Source organism: Flavobacterium sp. N502536, assembly GCF_025947345.1.
Classification (GTDB): Bacteria; Bacteroidota; Bacteroidia; order Flavobacteriales; family Flavobacteriaceae; genus Flavobacterium.
In genome coordinates this window covers 4,234,940-4,253,697 of the sequence record NZ_CP110011.1, presented here as the reverse complement: position 1 = coordinate 4,253,697, position 18,758 = coordinate 4,234,940, and the positions used below count along the sequence as shown (strand labels likewise).

Here is an 18,758-nt window from a genome sequence, read left to right as displayed (position 1 = left end):
TTTTACATCTATAATTGCTATTTTTGCATCATTATGGAGAAAAATTTCATGCAAAAGTACATTGACCAGCTCAATGAAGCACAAAGACAGCCGGTTTTAAAGAAAGACGGGCCAATGATTATTATTGCTGGTGCAGGTTCAGGAAAAACTCGTGTTTTAACCATTAGAATTGCTTATTTGATGGCTCAGGGGATTGATGCCTTCAATATTTTATCACTAACTTTTACCAACAAAGCGGCCCGCGAAATGAAACACAGGATTTCAGATATCGTAGGAGCCAGCGAAGCTAAGAATCTTTGGATGGGAACTTTCCACTCCATCTTTGCGCGTATTCTTCGTGCAGAATCGGATCATTTAGGGTATCCTTCAAATTTTACTATTTACGATTCTCAGGATTCTGCCAGATTGATTTCTTCTATTATAAAAGAAATGCAGCTGGATCGTGACATCTATAAACCAAAGCAGATTTTAGGTCGTATTTCAAACTACAAAAACAGTTTGATTACAGTAAAAGCCTATTTTAATAACCCTGAACTAGTCGAAGCCGATGCAATGGCCAAAAGACCACGTTTAGGTGAAATCTATCAGCAGTATGTAGAGCGCTGTTTTAAAGCAGGTGCCATGGATTTTGATGATTTACTGCTTAAAACCAATGAATTACTAACTCGTTTTCCGGAAGTTTTAGCGAAATATCAAAATCGTTTTCGTTATATTTTGGTTGATGAGTACCAGGATACAAACCATTCTCAATATTTGATTGTAAGAGCGTTATCGGATAAATTCCAGAATATTTGCGTGGTTGGAGACGATGCGCAGAGTATTTATGCCTTCCGTGGAGCGAATATCAATAATATTTTGAACTTCCAGAAGGATTATGAAGGCGTAATAATGTTTCGTTTGGAGCAAAATTACCGTTCTACCCGAAACATAGTAGAAGCCGCAAATACGGTAATGGAGCACAATAAGACCAAACTGGATAAAGTAGTTTGGACGGCAAATGATTTTGGTGCAAAAATTAAAGTCCACAGAAGCATTACGGATGCCGAAGAAGGGCGTTTTGTTGCCAGTACCATTTTTGAACAGAAAATGCAAAACCAGCTGCATAACGGTTCATTTGCAATTTTGTACCGTACCAATGCACAGTCCCGTGCGATGGAGGATGCCTTAAGGAAACGCGATATCCCATACAGAATTTACGGAGGATTGTCTTTCTATCAACGTAAAGAAATTAAAGATGTATTGTGTTACCTGCGTCTGGTAATCAATCCAAAAGACGAAGAGGCTTTGGTTCGTGTAATCAATTATCCTGCGCGTGGAATTGGAGATACAACGGTTGAAAAACTGACCATTGCAGCCAATCATTACAAACGTTCGATTTGGGAAGTGATGGTTAATATTGACAAAATCGATTTGAAATTAAATGCCGGTACAAAGAATAAAGTAAAAGACTTTGTTACCATGATCCAGAGTTTTCAAGTGATCGACCAGAATCAGGATGCTTTTTATATTACAGATTATGTAGCCAAAAAAACAGGACTTGTTCAGGAATTGAAGAAAGATGCTACGCCGGAAGGAATGGCAAAGATTCAGAACATTGAAGAGCTTTTAAACGGTCTGAAAGATTTTACTGAAGGACAAAAAGAAATTGACGGTGCAAGAGGAGCTTTATCAGAATTTATGGAAGATGTGGCACTGGCTACAGATTTGGATAAAGATACTTCTGATGAAGATCGTGTAGCGTTGATGACCATTCACCTGGCTAAAGGACTTGAATTTCCTCATGTTTTTGTGGTGGGGATGGAAGAGGACTTGTTTCCGAGCGCCATGAGTATGAGCACCCGTAGCGAATTAGAGGAAGAACGTCGTTTATTTTACGTAGCTTTAACCCGTGCAGAGCATCAGGCTTATCTAACTTATGCGCAGTCGCGTTACCGTTGGGGAAAACTGACGGATAGTGAACCATCACGTTTTATTGAAGAAATTGACGGTCAATATCTGGAGTATTTAACACCCTCAGAAACCAATTATCGTTATAAGTCACCAATCGACGGAGATATTTTTGGAGATATCGATAAATCCAAATTGCGTTTGGCAAAACCGATCGGAAGTACTCCGCCCAAACATGTTACAGGCAATGATCCAAAACCGGATTTGAATATTAGAAAATTAAAACCCGTTGGGGGTGTCAATCCAAATGGTGCTGCTCCGAATTTGTTTGATAACAAACTAACAATCGGAAATGTGGTGATGCACGAACGCTTTGGAAAAGGAGAAGTGGTGAATTTGGAAGGTGTTGGTGCCGATAAAAAAGCCGAAATAAAATTTGAGGTAGGCGGAATCAAGAAATTGTTGCTAAGATTTGCTAAATTAGATGTTGTAGGATAGGAAATCTTTTGTTTCAAGTTTCATGTTTCAAGTTACTCCACAGCAACCTGAAACTTGAAACCTGAAACCTGAAACTTGAAACAAAAAAAGTGTAGCCTAAAAAAAACAAACTTTAAACTAAAAAAATGGCTGAGTTCATAAAAATATACCCGGATAAACCCAGTGAAGCTGCAATAGCCAAAGTGGTAAAAGTACTTCAGAATGGAGGCTTGGTAATTTACCCAACCGATACTGTTTATGGTTTAGGTTGTGATATTACCAATTCGCGTGCTTTGGAAAAAATTGCAAAAATAAAAGGGGTTAAGCTGGAGAAAGCAAATTTCTCGTTCATCTGCCACGATCTAAGCAATTTATCCGATTATGTGCGCCAAATCGATACGTCAACTTTTAAAATTCTAAAGAGAGCGTTGCCGGGGCCTTATACCTTTATTTTGCCAGGAAATAATAACCTGCCTAAGGAGTTTAAAAAGAAGACAACCGTTGGTATTCGTGTACCTGACAACAACATCATCCTTGAAATTGTACGTCAGTTGGGAAATCCCGTGGTATCGACTTCTATTCGAGATGAAGATGATGTAATTGAGTACACAACAGATCCGGAATTGATTTTTGAAAAATGGCAGAATCTCGTAGATTTGGTCATTGATGGCGGATATGGCGATAATATAGGGTCAACAATCATAGACCTGTCTGAACATGAGCCGGTAATTGTGAGAGAAGGAAAAGGAGATGTTGATATTTTATAAGAAAAAACTAAATATTTTTTAGGTTTATAGATAAAGGTTTGAGTAATTAGCTAATAATTAATCAAACCTTTATTATTTTATGAAAAACCACTTTCTATTTTTATTCTTATTGGTTTCAATCAGTGTAATTTCGCAAAACACCCTCAAAGGGAAGATCACTGGAAAAGACGATATTCCGCTTAAAGGCGCAAATATTTACTTTGACGGAACAACCATTTCAACGATTTCCGATGCAGAAGGAAATTATACCATTGAATTCGAGCCTAGTGCCAATCGTATTCTGGTAGTAAGTATCGACGGATACGAAAATGAGTATATATCGGATTTTGATTCCCCGGAAAATTTTAACATACACTTGCATGCTGCTAAAAATTCGCTTAACGAAGTAGTGGTAAGTAGAAAAGATAAGTTTTCAAGAAGTCAGAAATTAAAAATATTCAGAGAGTATTTTATTGGAAAAACAGTAAACAGTGAAAAAGTTGTCATTCAAAATGAAAATGATATTTATTTTAAATATGATAAGCAAAATTTTATTTTAAAAGCTTTTTCTGATAAACCATTAATAATTTTAAATCCTTCTTTAGGCTATAAAATTAGTTATCAATTGCAAAAGTTTGAAATTACCTTTAGCAATCTAAGTATATTTTCGAGGGATGTAATCAAAAATTTTTACGTTGGTATGAGTCTTTTTGAAGAAACTGCCAATTCAGAAGTTATTTCTAAAAAAAGGGAAGAAGCATTCAAAGGCTCCCAAATTAACTTCTTTAGAAATTTAGTCAATAACGTATGGAGTAAAGATGAGTTTTTAATGTCTAAAAATTACGATAAAGTTTTTTCTGAAAATTGTTTCAAAATATCCAAAGGTGAATTTTATACAAAGGTAGAAGTGGTAAAGCAGCCAAAAGAGAAAAATAAGAATGAAAGTTATATTGCATCCTACGATCTTTTATTTAAAAATAAAGAAGAATCAAGTGTTATTTTTGAGACAGATACTTTTTACGTTTATAAATATGGAAATAACTCTAACATATCTGATATTGTATTTTTAGGTCAAATTGGAGAAGAAAGAGTAGCAGAAATGTTACCTTTAAATTATGCGATAAAATAGAAATTCTGAGATGTTCTTTAAATAACGTGATATTTAGGGAAAATTAAAGAAAAGAAAGTGGCTGATATGTTGCCTCTTAATTACGATATAGAGTCGTTAAAAGGCAAAAAAAATAGCCAATCGGGCTATTTGTAAAAAAAAACTTAAATGATATAATAATCTAAAATAATTAACTAACTTTAGATTAGTTAAAATTTAGTTAGTTAATTTAAAGATAATGCTATTCTTGATTTATATTTAATTGGTTATTAAAAAATTAGGAATACATAAAAGCAGGTCGATTGACCTGCTTTTTCTGTTTAATGAACTATGTAAAAACGAGATTATTTCGCTTGTTTTTTCATTTCTTTTTCAATCATATCATAGAACTGATCGATTTTTGGCATAACCACAATACGAGTTCTTCTGTTACGAGCTTTGTTGTCCGGAGTATCATTAGCTACTAATGGTACGTAAGAACTTCTACCAGCTGCGATTAATTTTGCAGGGTTTACACCAAGATCATTAGTTAATACACGAACGATTGAAGTAGAACGTTTAACACTTAAATCCCAGTTGTCTAAGATAATTCCGTTGCTTTTGTATGGAACGTCATCTGTATGACCTTCAACCATACATTCGAAATCTGGTTTGTCGTTTACAACTTTTGCAACTTTAGCTAAAACAGATTTTGCTTTGTCGCTTACGTCATAACTTCCGCTTTTAAATAATAATTTATCTGCGATAGAAATAAATACAACTCCTTTTTCTACGTTGATTTCGATATCCGGATCATTAATTCCAACAGCTCCTTTTAAGCTTGTAACTAAAGCCAATGTTACACTGTCTTTTTTAGTTAAAGCATCCTGAAGTCTAGATATTTTTAAATCTTTTTCTTTTAAGCTTTCTAAAGATTTTTCAAGGTTCTCAGCTCCTTTAGTAGTTAAAACAGTTAAATCCTTAGAAGTACTGATCAAGTCCTGATTGTGTTGTTTATAGCTTTCAGCAGTTGCTGCCAATCCTGCTTTTTCTTCGAGACAAGTATTTAATTTAACTGTGCAAGAGTTTAATAAATCTTGTATCTCTTTGTTCTTAGCTTCTAAAGCAGCATATTGCTTTTTCGATACACACGAAGTTAAGGCCATTAATACTGATAGTGCGATAACTATTTTTCTCATAGGTATTATATTTAATTAAACGTTGATTACAAATTTAGTTCTTAATATTTTGATTACTGTTAAAGATTTCTTTAAATACAAGTAATTTCTTTATGTAATACAAGTAAACGATACTTTTCACGGTATAGTATTGTTGTATCTGGAAATCTTTACGTTTCCTAAGGTATCTTAAAGATATGCAATAAAAAGAGAAATGCGCTTTCAAAATGGCAAAAGTATGCCCGAACTTTCCTTGTGTAAGAAAACGAATACCGGCGATACCATCTAAAACCATTCGGAAGAAAATCACAAAGAACAATCCCTTTTTTGGTAAATTTTTGACAAGCATTAATAATGAATTTCTAAAATTTAAAAAGGTCTTTTTCGGATTTCCCTGTTGCAAAGTAGCCCCTCCTACATGATAGACAATTGAAGCCGAATTGTACTTAATGATGTGTCCTTCATTTGCAGCACGCCAGCACAAATCAATTTCTTCCTGATGCGCAAAAAAGCTTTCATCAAAACCTCCCAGGTCATGATAGACTTCACTTCTGATAAAAAAACAAGCCCCTGACGCCCAGAACAACTCACAGTTGTCATCGTATTGTCCGTTATCCTTTTCGATAGTATCAAAAATACGTCCGCGACAAAATGGAAATCCATATTTATCAATGAAACCACCGGCTCCACCTGCGTATTCAAAGTATTCTTTGTTTTTATAGTCCAGAATCTTCGGCTGAATAATAGCGGTTAACTTTTCATTTTCAAAAGTTTCAATAATAGGATTAAGCCAATTTTGAGTTACTTCTATATCTGAATTCACCAAAGCATAAAACTCAGCATCAATATGTTTTAAAGCATCATTATAACCTTTTGCAAAGCCATGATTGCCATTGTTTTGAACGATCTTGATGGTGGGAAAATTGTTCTTAACGAAACTTATAGAATCATCTGTTGAAGCATTATCAGCTACATATATTTGAGCTCCCTCAGAAAATTGAATAATGGAAGGTAAAAATTGTTCCAGCAATTTTACTCCATTCCAATTTAAAATTACAACAGCTATTTTATCCAAAAGTAATTTTTATTTATTTTAATATTATTTTATTCGTTATAATCCGGTAAGCCTCTTAAAAACTGATACTTTTCATTTTCAAAGTCCATCTGACAGTAAAAATGACTAAGTCCGTTTGTGACGTTCAAAAACCGTGCCTGCATTGTCATATTGTAACGCGCAATCTGATCAAAAGTTGTCTGCGAGATTTTAACTTCGGGTGCTTTGCATTCTACCAATATATGTATAGAGCCATCAGAATTAAAAACAACTACATCGTATCTTTTTCGCAAGCCATTGACCGTAAGTACTTTTTCAACGTTTATTAACGATTTTGGGTACTTTTTTTCAATCATCAGAAACCGAACAACATGTTGGCGAACCCATTCTTCAGGAGTAAGAATGATAAATTTTTTCCTGATTTCATCAAAAATAGACACTTTATTTTCGCTATTTTTGAATCGGAAAGTATATGTTGGAAAATTAAGTTTTAACATAAGACAAAAATATAAAATAGTTTTAGGTTTCTGATTTAAAGTTTCAAGTTTTGAAACCATAAGCAGAAATCTGAAACTTGAAACAAAATTTTAATGGACGAAGTTGTAAAAATTGTTAATGAGATAAAAGCGGGAGATATAAAACCAATTTACTTTTTAATGGGGGAGGAACCTTATTATATTGATAAATTATCGGAGTATATCGAACAAAATGTGCTTGCTGAAGAAGAAAAGGGATTCAATCAAACCGTTTTGTACGGAAGAGATGTCTCTGTTGAAGATATCGTAGCAACGGCCAAGCGCTATCCGATGATGGCTGATCGTCAGGTTGTTATTGTAAAAGAAGCACAGGATTTATCCAGAACAATTGATAAAATTGAATCTTATGTCGCCAATCCAATGCAAACAACCGTATTGGTTTTTTGTTACAAATACAAAACACTCGACAAACGAAAAAAAGTAACCAAACTACTCGCTCAGAAAGGAGTCGTTTACGAAAGTAAAAAATTATATGAAAACCAGGTTGGTGACTGGATAAAGCGTGTTCTTGCAGGAAAAAAATACACCATTGATCCAAAAGCCAATGCCATGCTGGTTGAATTTTTAGGAACCGATTTGAGTAAGATTAATAACGAACTCGAAAAGCTTCAGATTATTTTACCGCAAGGCACCATGATAACTCCACAGCATATTGAGGAGAATATTGGTTTTAGTAAAGATTATAATGTTTTTGAGCTTCGAAAAGCCATAGGGGAGCGAAACCAGCTGAAAGCCTATAAAATTGCAGAGAATTTTGCACACAATCCGAAGGAATATCCACTGGTAATGACAACTGGATTAGTATTTGGATTCTTTGTTCAGCTTCTAAAATATCACGGACTGAAAGATAAAAACCCTAAAAATGTCGCGGCAGCAATTGGTGTAAATCCTTATTTTTTAAAGGAGTATGATTTGGCCATAAAAAATTATCCTATGCGTAAAGTAAGTCAGATTGTAGGAGCCTTGCGTGATGTTGATATTAAAAGCAAAGGAGTAGGAGCCAATGCATTGCCACAATCTGATTTATTAAAAGAAATGCTGTATAAAATATTTAATTAAATAATTTTAAGATAACATACTGCTGCAAGTGTCTTCGTTTGAAGCGAATGTATCCTTTTATCCTGATTTATTAGGCTGAAATAGTATTGTTTAAAATCTTACTTAATGAGATATATTTAGTCCTTTGTTGTTAAATACTCAAAACTAACAGAGTTCTTTAACTGATTTATCAAAATAACATATAATTAATTAACTATAATTATAGCAAAGACAATGTAATTTTATTATATTTCCTGAATATTATTTACATAAAACAATTCGGTGACCCCATCTACCTTAAACCTATGCAACACAAGAATAAAAGTCATTCTTGTGTTATTTGTCTGCCTATCTACTGTTTTTAAGAGTTATGCCCAGTCTCAAATACTCTTAAAAACAAACCCGGATGCTATAGTGTCAAAGATTGATAGTATCAAAAAACTAATCCGAACGGAGAATGTTCAAAATCATCTTTTGGGGCTTAAACTCTTAAATGCAACAGAAGCTTCCTTAAAGTCAAGAAAAGATACTGCAGGTCTTTTGCTTTTTCACAGAGAAAGTATCAAGCTGATCTCTTATTTACGAAGTTTTGGAACCCCGAATGCGTATCTCTTTGAAAATTTTCAGATCTTAAAGAAACACCATAACAAGCGGGAGTTGGCGCTATTGTACGAAGCCCTTGGCGATTTAAGATATTACGAAGGCAGCAAGTCATTGTCTCACCAGTATGATTTGAAAGCGCAACGATTAATAAAAAAATACGGCAACCATGAGGACAATATAAACATAAACTACAACCTCTCGGCGTACTATAAGTCTCATAAAGACTACAAGAAATCGATAGATTTTGCTATGATTTCACTTGAAAACATTAGAAAAAGCAATACCTCGAAGAAGAATAATTTTAAAATTCCTAATTTATACCTCTTCATTTCCGAAGATTATTACCACCTGAAAGAAAATGATAGCGTTTATAAGTATCTGCAACTTGTAGAGAAAACTCAGGTACCCTATGCTGATGGAAGAGTTCCTTATGACGCAAAGCTGAATGAATTAAAGGCAATGTATTATTACAATACGGGCGATTTGGCGACTGCAACAAAATTTTATCAAATCTCAGTATCAAAGTATATCAGACTCAATCAATACAGAATGAGGCTTATTCAAAAGTCAAACAAATTGAATAATACTTTGAAAATAAAAAATATTGAAAATAGGAGAAAAATTAATGAAGCCAGACTTGAAAGCGTAAGTGAGTCTTATAAAAATTATCTGCTATTTTTTTCATTGCTGCTAGTTACAATACTCATCGTATTATTTATGATTCAATTTAGAGCCTATCAGTATAAAATGAAGGTTAATTTGATTCTGGAAAGGAAAAATTCGGAGTTGGAAAAAATAAACAAAGAGTTGAACGAAGCCTCAAAAATAAAAGATAATTTTCTCGATGTCGTAACACACGAATTAAAAACTCCTTTAAATACGATAAGAGGAACAGCCTATTTACTCGAAAACGAAGAATCGGAACAACTGAAGAAAGACTATATCAAAAATTTAAACTTTTCTTCCGATTACCTTTTAGGCTTTATCAATAATATAGTAGATTTTAAAAATCTAAAACGAGACGATAGGATTAATTTACAGTTTAAAGATGTTAATCTTAAAGAGATATTGACCGCTGTTATTGAAATGTTTAAAATAAATACGACGAATAACAATACCATATTACTTGATTTTGATGACAGAATTCCACAGACTTTAAAGAGTGATGAGATAAGATTCACTCAGGTTATCATGGAGCTGATGACAAATGCTACAAAATTTACGAAAAATGGAACAGTAACTTTAAAAGCAGCACTGATTAACGTTAACAACGATAAAGCCAGTGTTAAATTTGACATTTCTGATACAGGAATTGGAATTTCAGAAAACGTTCAAAATAAAATATTCGAACCTTTTATACAGGAATCTACAGAAATCAATATTAATTATGGCGGGAGCGGATTAGGGTTGTCGATTATCAAAAAAACCTTAGAACTTTTTAATAGCACGATTGAAGTTAAATCTAAAAAGGATAAAGGAACTACTTTTTCGTTTGTAATCGATTTTGACATCTGTAAAGAAATTCAAAATGAATCCTGTTTTGCAAATCATCAGGAACAAAAAGAGGAGCTCTCAAATATTGAAGTTTTGCTAGTGGAAGACAATAAAATAAATCAGTTGTTAACTAGTAAAATTTTAATCAGCAAAGGTTTTAATTGTGATGTGGCCAATAACGGTCTTGAAGCAATAGAGAAAGTAAAAGAAAAAGAATACGCCATAATACTGATGGACATTATGATGCCTATTATGGATGGGTTTGAAGCCTCAGAAATTATTAGCGGTTTAAAACCTGAAATACCAATTGTAGCTTTGACAGCCATTTCAGAAAATATATGTAGTAATAATTTTCAAAAAGCTAAAATTTTAGAAAAACTAGACAAGCCAATAAATCCTGATATTTTGTGCAAAACAATTTTAAAATATGTTGCACTAAAAACGCTCTAAGATTTACGAAAATTCACGATATTTGCATCTCTAAAAAAATACTACATTTAAAATACTAATAACGCAATTATGGGAATGAATAAAAATACCATTTTAGGATGGGCTACTTTTATAATGGTACTTATGGGATTGTTACTTATAGGTCTTGGCGCTTTTAGATACAGAGACGTTTCCGGTTGGGGATTTGTTGCAGTTGGAGTTGGTTTTTTCTCTATCGCCTGGGTTTTTAACGCTTTGAAAGGAAGAGTTTAATTCACCGTCAATTGCACTATCAAATTAAAAAATAAACTAATAACAATAAACATAATATGTCAGACGATAAGAAAGTAATTTTCTCAATGCAAAAATTGAGTAAAACCTATCAGGGAGCAGACAAACCAGTACTTAAAAATATATACCTGAGTTTCTTTTACGGAGCTAAAATTGGTATTTTAGGTCTTAATGGTTCCGGAAAATCATCACTTTTAAAAATTATTGCCGGAGTTGATAAAAACTATCAGGGTGATGTTGTTTTTCAACCGGGTTATACCGTTGGTTATTTAGAGCAGGAACCAATTCTTGATGATTCTAAAACTGTAATCGAAATTGTTCGTGAAGGAGCTGCTGAAACTATGGCTGTTCTTGAAGAGTACAATCAGATTAATGATTTGTTTGGTTTACCTGAAAACTACGAAGATCAGGACAAAATGGACAAGTTAATGGATCGTCAGGCGGCTTTACAAGATAAAATTGATGCTCTTGGGGCTTGGGAAATTGACACCAAACTTGAAATCGCGATGGATGCTTTGCGTACTCCGGAGGGAGATACACCTATCAAAAACCTTTCAGGGGTGAGCGTCGTCGTGTAGCTTTATGTCGTTTGTTGTTGCAACAGCCTGATGTATTATTATTGGATGAGCCTACCAACCACCTTGATGCTGAATCAGTTCTTTGGTTAGAGCAGCATTTAGCTCAATATGCAGGAACTGTAATTGCAGTAACGCACGATAGATATTTCTTAGACAATGTTGCGGGTTGGATTTTAGAGTTAGACAGAGGTGAAGGTATTCCATGGAAAGGAAACTATTCTTCTTGGTTGGATCAAAAATCAAGCCGTATGGCTCAGGAAGAAAAAGTTGCTTCTAAACGCAGAAAAACTTTAGAGCGCGAGTTGGAATGGGTTCGTCAGGGAGCAAAAGGTCGTCAGACCAAACAAAAAGCCCGTTTACAGAACTACGACAAATTATTAAATGAAGACCAAAAACAACTGGATGAAAACTTGGAAATCTACATTCCAAATGGTCCGCGTTTAGGAACGAATGTTATAGAAGCAAAAAATGTAGCCAAAGCTTTTGGAGACAAATTATTATATGACAATCTGAACTTTACTTTGCCACAAGCGGGTATTGTTGGAATCATTGGACCAAACGGTGCTGGTAAATCGACCATTTTCAAAATGATTATGGGAGAGCAGGCTACCGACAGTGGGGAATTTTCAGTTGGTGAAACGGTAAAAATTGCTTATGTTGATCAGTCACACTCAAACATTGATCCAAACAAATCGATTTGGGAGAATTTTGCCGACGGTCAGGAATTGGTGATGATGGGAGGTAAGCAGGTAAATTCAAGAGCATACTTATCACGTTTCAATTTTGGAGGTGGTGAGCAAAACAAAAAAGTATCAATGTTGTCTGGTGGAGAACGTAACCGTTTGCACCTAGCCATGACGTTGAAAGAAGAAGGAAATGTTCTTTTACTGGATGAGCCTACGAATGACCTGGACGTAAATACACTACGTGCACTTGAAGAAGGTTTAGAGAATTTTGCTGGTTGTGCTGTAATTATTTCACACGACAGATGGTTCCTGGACAGAATCTGTACACACATATTAGCTTTCGAAGGTGATTCAGAAGTATATTTCTTTGAAGGAAGTTTCTCTGATTATGAAGAAAACAAAAAGAAACGTTTAGGTGGTGATTTAACTCCAAAACGTTTGAAATACAGAAAATTGATTAGATAATAAGATCTGAATTTTCAATAAAAAAATCCCAAATTCCAACTATAGTGAATTTGGGATTTTTTATTACAGTAAATCTTTGTCGATTTGCACATGTGACTTCTCCTCCGTCGAAGTGACAAATATTGCGTTAACTATTGGGATTTTTTATCTTGACAAAGTATGTCATTTCGAGGAACGAGAAATCACATTAGAAACTCCATAAAGTATTTCTCCAATCTTTGTTGCTTTGCGAATGTGACTTCTCGTTCCTCGAAATGACAAGTATTACACTAAGCATTGGAATTTAAAATATTGGAATTTTTATTATTTAAAGAAACTTAGCTTTCAATTCCACAGTTGGAATCATGCAGCTTTCTTTTTTGCCATACCATTTGTAACGGTTTTTCGCAACATAGTCATAAAGGTAATTTCGAAGTTTTTCTGGTAAAATTTTAAAAACAGAAAGTAAACTGTAAATTCCACCCAGGTTATCGGCAATTTCAATTGCAGCAGATGATTTAAGATAATAGGCAACACCGGGATCGTATAAAATAATGCTGTCGATTTTATTCGGATCCACACCAATATATTGACAAATTTCAATTCCCAACTCAGATTGCAAAGCCACAAAACGAAAATTATCTTTTTTATCATGTTTGATGATAAACTGAACAGCACCGTTGCATAAATTGCAAACACCGTCAAAGAGGATTATTTTTTTGTTTTTTGGAAGATTTTGCATTTGACGAAAAATTTCAGGTTTTAAGTTTCAGGGAATATCAAAAATGATGACAATCACTCCGTATTAGTTTTGTTTATTAAAATGACAAAATCAATAAATTTTACACATCAAAAACAGCTTACATAAATTAAATATAAGCTGTTTTTGAAAAATATCCATCTTCACAACTGTCTTTCAAGAAATCGTTGCGTAAATCGCTTTATTTTAATTTTTGCTTCTTTTTTAAACTTTTAAAGGTTCAAAAACAGGGTTAGAGCTTAAAATTTACTTTTTAACAGCTTCCACCAATTCCAATTCATCCAAACTTACTTTTGAAGTAAAAATTCCGTAGTTGACTGTTGCCTTATTTTTTTCGATGGCATCAATACTTCCAACAGATCTTCCGTCAAGCATTCTGACTCTGTCACCCACTTTTAAAATTGGTTTTGGTTTTTCGATTACAGGCTTAAGTTTCTTTTCTTTTTTCTCTTTTCGAATTTCCTCTACTTTTACCGTAATCTCGGCAATTACTTCTTTTTTCTTTTCGATTATGGCCTTGACTTCTTTCGGGGTTGCTTTTTTGCGTTTTGAATTCTCAATTTCTATAATTTTCAAAAACTCTCCAATAAGCTCTTTTTTATTTTTATTGTTAAAGTATTTCTCTGAAATATCTTCTATTTTTTGGCCAATGTAAATCGTCTTTTGGTTGCTGTCGTACAATTCCTGATAGCTTTCTAGTTTTTGCTTGATTTTTACATTGATGTTTTCCATCTTCTTGCTTTCCTCACGAGCTCTGGTTTCTTCCTCTTTTAAATTAAGAGATGTCTTTTCAAGCTTAGAACGTTCTTTCTGAAGTGTTGCAATGGTTTTGTCGAAACGAACTTTACCCACTTCAATTTTCTTTTTGGCACGATTAATCAATCCAAAAGGGATTCCATTTTTCAGCGCGACTTCAAAAGTAAATGAACTTCCGGCCTGTCCTAATGCCAACTTGTACATCGGTTCTAATGTTTTTTCATCAAACATCATATTCGCATTGGTTGCATAAGGCAATTCGTTGGCCAGAATTTTTAGGTTGGAATAATGCGTGGTAATAATTCCAAAAGCTTCACGGTGGTAAAATTCTTCAAGAAATATTTCTGCTAAAGCACCTCCTAATTCAGGATCAGAACCTGTACCAAATTCGTCAATCAAAAACATGGTTTTCTTGTTGCACTTCTTCAGGAAGTAATTCATATTCTTCAAACGGTAACTATAGGTACTTAGGTGATTTTCAATGGATTGATTATCTCCAATGTCCGTTAAAATTCGGTCAAACAAGAATGTTTCACTTCGTTCATGAACCGGAATCAACATTCCTGATTGTAACATCAGTTGCAGCAAACCAACCGTTTTTAAAGAAATTGTTTTTCCACCCGCATTTGGTCCCGAAATGACAATAATTCGGTTATCTTGCTTTAATTCAATGGTCTGAGGATGCGTAACTTCGTTTTTCTGCTTGTTGTTCAGGTATAAAATAGGATGATAAGCCTCTCTGAAAAACAATCTTCTCTCTTCGGTAATGGCAGGTAAAATTCCGTTAATTCTATTGGCGTATTTTGCTTTTCCGGCAACAACGTCAATATCACTTAAAAATTCCTGATACTCGATTAACAAAGGTAAGTGCGGTCGAATCGCGTTCGACAATTGCTTTAAAATTCGGGTAATCTCTTCTTTCTCTTCGTATTCCAGATTTGCCAGTTCTCTCGAGTATTTTAAAGTAGCTTCAGGTTCGATATAAGCAATACTTCCGGTTTTTGAGCTTCCTAAAATAGAACCTTTCACTTTTCGGCGGTACATGGCCAAAACAGCTAAAACTCTACGGTTTTGTACAAAACTTTCCTTAATATCATCCAAATAACCAAGGCTATTGTATTGTGTCAGGGCTACTCCAAAACTCTGGTTTACTTTACCACGAACCAGATTCATATTTTGTCGTATGCTCAGCAAAGCCGGCGAAGCATTGTCTTTGATCTCTCCGTATTTGTCTACAATTGCATCAATGGTCGTTACGATATCTTTGGTATATTCAACACGTGAAGCTCTGGCGTTTAGATTCGGATAATAATCATCAAACTTTTTAAGGAAATTTAATAAAAAGTTGGAGGTTGAAGAAAGGGTTGCAATTTTTCTAAAGCTGCCCACTTCCAGAAAACTATCTTCGATAGCCAGAAACTTAATTTCGTGCGTGATCGCGTCAAACCCATGATTGGGAATGGCGTTGTTATTTTGAAAGGAGGAAACATATTCTGATGTTTGCATTAAAGCCTGCATCAATGTTTCTTTATCTCTAAAAGGAGTTATTTGTAAAGCTTTTTCTTTTCCAATATCAGTATTACAGCCTGCAGAAATGGTTTCGAGTACTGTTGGAAATTGTAAATCTTGTAATGTTTTTTCGGTAATAGATATCATTATATATCGTAAGTTGTAAAGGTTCAAAGTTACAAAGTTTTAAAACGAAATAGCACTATTAATTAGTACTTTGAAGAAAACTTTGCGTAATTTGTAATAAAAATCAAAAAATGAAAATCAATCTTTCTCTAGGCTGGGAAGCGGTACTTAAAGAAGAAAACTCAAAAAGCTATTTTACAGCCTTAACAGCAGCTCTGGAAACAGAATACCAGACACATACCTGTTACCCACCAGAAGAATTGATTTTTTCAGCATTTAACAGCTGTGCTTTTGAAGACTTAAAAGTAGTTATTATTGGACAGGATCCTTACCATGGAGAAGGAGAGGCCAATGGCTTAAGCTTTTCTGTAAATGATTCGGTCAAAATTCCACCATCACTACGCAATATTTATCGGGAATTAAATGATGATCTCGATTCTATTTTTATGCCAACTTCAGGGAATCTTGAGAAATGGGCAGAGCAAGGTGTTTTGCTTTTAAATGCTTCATTAACCGTTCGTAAAGACAGTCCAAATAGTCATAAACACCTGAAATGGAATTTGTTTACGGATGCCGTAATTCAAGCCATTTCTGATCAGAAAGAAAATGTTGTTTTTCTATTATGGGGAAGCTTTGCTCAGAAAAAAGGGGCTAAAATAGATCGTTCGAAACATTGCATTTTAGAATCCGGACATCCTTCACCAATGAGTGCTAACCAGGGAAAATGGTTCGGAAACAAGCATTTTAGTAAAACAAATGAATTCCTGAAATCTAAAGGAATAACAGCCATTGAATGGTTGTAAAAAAAAACAATAACCAATAAAGTTTTATTGGAGATAACAGTGATTACTCTTTATCTTTTTTGATAATCTCCTCTAAAATCGCTTTATCCTCGTAGTTAACTACTTTTAAGATAATCTCTTGGTTTTTCGCAGTTTTACCTTCAATGATATAAAGCTTTCCTTTATTTACTGGTACATTACTTTTATCAAAATCAACATCTCCATAGGTTAGTGTACTTTTAATATCAGCAGTGTCAACCCATTTTTCATTTAAAGTCTGAATTGCTTTATCAGAATACTGAAAAGGCTTCGTACGTAAATTGTTTAAAACTCTGGCGTTTGGAAAGTAATTGCAACGTGTATCTTTTCCACTGAACACAAGGGCTACAAAAAAACATCCTATAACCAAACCAATCAAATAATAAGCAAAACGATGTACGAACTTCATGAAATATTTTTTTTGCAAAGGTACACTAAAGTTCCCTTAAAATACAAGTAAATTAATATCGTTATCCGGTAAATCGAACCATTCGCCAATTGCTTTGTTAGTAAGGATTCCGTGGTACAGGTAAATTCCGTTTTTTAAACCTTTATTACATCTGATCGCGCTTTCCAAGCCACCGTCTTCCGCTATTTGAAGCAAGTAGGGAGTCAGAATGTTACTTATAGACAACGAAGCTGTTTTAGAGTATCGTGAAGGTATATTAGGTACGCAATAATGAAGCACATTGCTTTTAATAAAAGTTGGTTTCTCATGAGTGGTAACTTCCGAAGTTTCAAAGCATCCGCCGGTATCAATACTCACGTCGACAATTACTGCTCCTTTTTTCATGTGTTCCACCATGGTTTCCGTAACAATAATCGGGCAACGTTCTTTGCCACGCATAGCACCAATCGCAACATCACAACGTCTTAATGCTTTTAATAAGGCTTTTTGCTGAACGGTTGATGTAAAAATGCGTTGGTTCAGATTGTTTTGTAAACGACGTAATTTGGTAATCGAATTGTCGAAAACTTTAACATTCGCTCCAAGACCTATAGCCGTTTTGGCAGCAAATTCACCAACAGTTCCGGCTCCTAATATGACAACATCAGTAGGAGGGACTCCGGTAATGTTTCCAAACAAAAGACCTTTTCCAAATTCATCTGTGATCATTAATTCAGCAGCAATCAAAATAGAAGCTGTTCCGGCAATCTCACTCAATGATTTCACCGCAGGATAGGATCCGTCTTCGTCCTTAATATATTCAAAAGCAAGTGCTGTGATCTTTTTTTGAGCCAAAGCTTCAAAGTATCCCTTTTTCTTCGTTTTTAACTGAATGGCCGAAATTATAATCGTTTCCGGATTAATCATTTCGATTTCAGCTATTGTCGGGGGTTCAACTTTAAGCAACAACGGACATCCAAAAACTTTTTTAGTATCTTTTGTTACTTCAGCCCCGGCATCTGAGTATTCTTTATCGGTATAACTTGAACTTTCTCCCGCTCCGGCCTCAATCATTACTCTGTGACCTTCATAAGTCAAAGAGTTTACTGCATCCGGTGTCAGGCAAATACGACGTTCCTGATAACTCGTTTCTTTAGGAATTCCTATAAAAAGCTCGCTTTTGAATCGGCCAATTTCAAGTTTTTCTTCTTGTGGCAACAATTGCTGTTTCGTAAATGGGGTTAAGGTAATTGACATGGGTGGTGCGAAAAATTAAGAGTACAAATTACGTAAAAAGTTTTAAAATCAATGTAAAAATTCTGCTAATACTTGTTTAAGAATTAAGACAGAATTTTCTCCATCTTTATATCTGCTCTTTCATAACTTACATCTTCTAAAGGAACCTCTATAAAACCAAATTTCTCATATAAATGAAGCGCGGGAAGCAGTATGCGATTGGAATACAGGAATAACTTTTTAATATTATTGTTTTCGGCAACGGTCATGCAGTGTTCTAATAGTTTATTTCCAACTCCCAGACCTTGTGCTTTATCTGAAACCGCCATTTTACTCAATTCAAATGTGGTATCATTAATTTTCATCAAAGAGACCGTTCCAATGATTTCGCCTTTGTATCTGGCATAAAAAATCAACCCTCCTTTGTCTATAATTTCTTCCTGTGGATTGGAAAGCACGACTTCGTCTCTTTCTTCAACTCTAAAATACTTTTGAAGCCATTCTATATTTAAGATCTTTACATGCTCTTTCAGATCGGAAGAGAAAGGAATTATTTCGACTGTGTCCTGGGTATTCATTTTCAATCTTGTTTCTCAAAAATTCTTTAAGCATTTTTATTGCTGCTTATGCGAAT

At 34.3% G+C, this 18,758-nt stretch carries 15 protein-coding genes and 1 pseudogene; 8 read left to right on the top strand and 8 right to left on the bottom strand.

Features of this window, described 5'->3' with window-relative positions; translation table 11 throughout:
• Window positions 1-48 precede the first annotated feature (48 nt).
• The 3 genes from OLM61_RS17980 (at window position 49) to OLM61_RS17970 (ending at window position 4,239) form a co-directional block, all read left to right on the top strand.
• Window positions 49-2,385, top strand: a complete 2,337-nt coding sequence (locus tag OLM61_RS17980; RefSeq protein ID WP_264523973.1) for an ATP-dependent helicase — start codon at window positions 49-51, stop codon at window positions 2,383-2,385.
• A gap of 125 nt (window positions 2,386-2,510) precedes the next feature.
• Entirely contained in the window at window positions 2,511-3,131 is a 621-nt protein-coding gene (locus OLM61_RS17975) for an L-threonylcarbamoyladenylate synthase (protein WP_264523972.1), read from the top strand.
• A gap of 79 nt (window positions 3,132-3,210) precedes the next feature.
• Window positions 3,211-4,239, top strand: coding sequence for a carboxypeptidase-like regulatory domain-containing protein (locus tag OLM61_RS17970; RefSeq protein WP_264523971.1), 1,029 nt, complete (start codon window positions 3,211-3,213; stop codon window positions 4,237-4,239).
• Window positions 4,240-4,562: 323 nt separating this feature from the next.
• Here the strand turns inward: OLM61_RS17970 and OLM61_RS17965 are convergent, their stop codons facing one another.
• From OLM61_RS17965 to OLM61_RS17955, 3 genes are read right to left on the bottom strand one after another with little or no spacing between them, the layout of a single operon-like run.
• Window positions 4,563-5,396, bottom strand: a complete 834-nt coding sequence (locus OLM61_RS17965; protein WP_173968421.1) for a flagellar motor protein MotB — start codon at window positions 5,394-5,396, stop codon at window positions 4,563-4,565.
• A gap of 34 nt (window positions 5,397-5,430) precedes the next feature.
• A complete protein-coding gene (locus OLM61_RS17960; protein WP_264523970.1) occupies window positions 5,431-6,450 on the bottom strand; it encodes a glycosyltransferase family 2 protein in 1,020 nt (339 codons plus the stop codon).
• 29 nt (window positions 6,451-6,479) lie between these two features.
• Entirely contained in the window at window positions 6,480-6,926 is a 447-nt protein-coding gene (locus OLM61_RS17955; RefSeq protein ID WP_264523969.1) for a type I restriction enzyme HsdR N-terminal domain-containing protein, read from the bottom strand.
• A 93-nt stretch (window positions 6,927-7,019) separates the two neighbouring features.
• Here OLM61_RS17955 and holA point away from each other — a divergent pair, with 93 nt between their 5' ends.
• The 4 genes and pseudogenes from holA (at window position 7,020) to ettA (ending at window position 12,549) form a co-directional block, all read left to right on the top strand.
• Window positions 7,020-8,024, top strand: coding sequence for a DNA polymerase III subunit delta (gene holA, locus OLM61_RS17950; protein WP_264523968.1), 1,005 nt, complete (start codon window positions 7,020-7,022; stop codon window positions 8,022-8,024).
• 312 nt (window positions 8,025-8,336) lie between these two features.
• Entirely contained in the window at window positions 8,337-10,550 is a 2,214-nt protein-coding gene (locus tag OLM61_RS17945; RefSeq protein WP_264523967.1) for a hybrid sensor histidine kinase/response regulator, read from the top strand.
• 69 nt (window positions 10,551-10,619) lie between these two features.
• Window positions 10,620-10,802: a CAL67264 family membrane protein gene (locus OLM61_RS17940; RefSeq protein ID WP_173968319.1), complete on the top strand. Its 183-nt coding sequence runs from the start codon at window positions 10,620-10,622 to the stop codon at window positions 10,800-10,802.
• Between the two features lie 56 nt (window positions 10,803-10,858).
• Window positions 10,859-12,549: pseudogene (gene ettA, locus OLM61_RS17935) on the top strand (energy-dependent translational throttle protein EttA).
• Between the two features lie 307 nt (window positions 12,550-12,856).
• Here the strand turns inward: ettA and OLM61_RS17930 are convergent.
• Together OLM61_RS17930 and OLM61_RS17925 are read right to left on the bottom strand one after the other, a co-directional pair.
• The gene (locus OLM61_RS17930) at window positions 12,857-13,270 is read right to left on the bottom strand and encodes a thiol-disulfide oxidoreductase DCC family protein (RefSeq protein WP_264523966.1); all 414 of its coding nucleotides are present in this window, start codon (window positions 13,268-13,270) and stop codon (window positions 12,857-12,859) included.
• A gap of 264 nt (window positions 13,271-13,534) precedes the next feature.
• Window positions 13,535-15,700, bottom strand: a complete 2,166-nt coding sequence (locus OLM61_RS17925; RefSeq protein ID WP_264523965.1) for an endonuclease MutS2 — start codon at window positions 15,698-15,700, stop codon at window positions 13,535-13,537.
• A 110-nt stretch (window positions 15,701-15,810) separates the two neighbouring features.
• On the opposite strand from OLM61_RS17925, the gene OLM61_RS17920 reads away from it, so the two are divergent.
• A complete protein-coding gene (locus tag OLM61_RS17920; RefSeq protein WP_264523964.1) occupies window positions 15,811-16,482 on the top strand; it encodes a uracil-DNA glycosylase in 672 nt (223 codons plus the stop codon).
• A gap of 43 nt (window positions 16,483-16,525) precedes the next feature.
• Here OLM61_RS17920 and OLM61_RS17915 read toward each other — a convergent pair whose 3' ends face one another.
• The 3 genes from OLM61_RS17915 to OLM61_RS17905 all read right to left on the bottom strand — a co-directional run bounded on the left by OLM61_RS17915 (window position 16,526) and on the right by OLM61_RS17905 (window position 18,702).
• Window positions 16,526-16,909: a DUF4258 domain-containing protein gene (locus tag OLM61_RS17915; RefSeq protein WP_264523963.1), complete on the bottom strand. Its 384-nt coding sequence runs from the start codon at window positions 16,907-16,909 to the stop codon at window positions 16,526-16,528.
• A gap of 36 nt (window positions 16,910-16,945) precedes the next feature.
• Window positions 16,946-18,145: an alanine dehydrogenase gene (locus OLM61_RS17910; RefSeq protein WP_264523962.1), complete on the bottom strand. Its 1,200-nt coding sequence runs from the start codon at window positions 18,143-18,145 to the stop codon at window positions 16,946-16,948.
• Between the two features lie 83 nt (window positions 18,146-18,228).
• A complete protein-coding gene (locus OLM61_RS17905) occupies window positions 18,229-18,702 on the bottom strand; it encodes a GNAT family N-acetyltransferase (RefSeq protein WP_264523961.1) in 474 nt (157 codons plus the stop codon).
• Window positions 18,703-18,758: the final 56 nt, after the last annotated feature.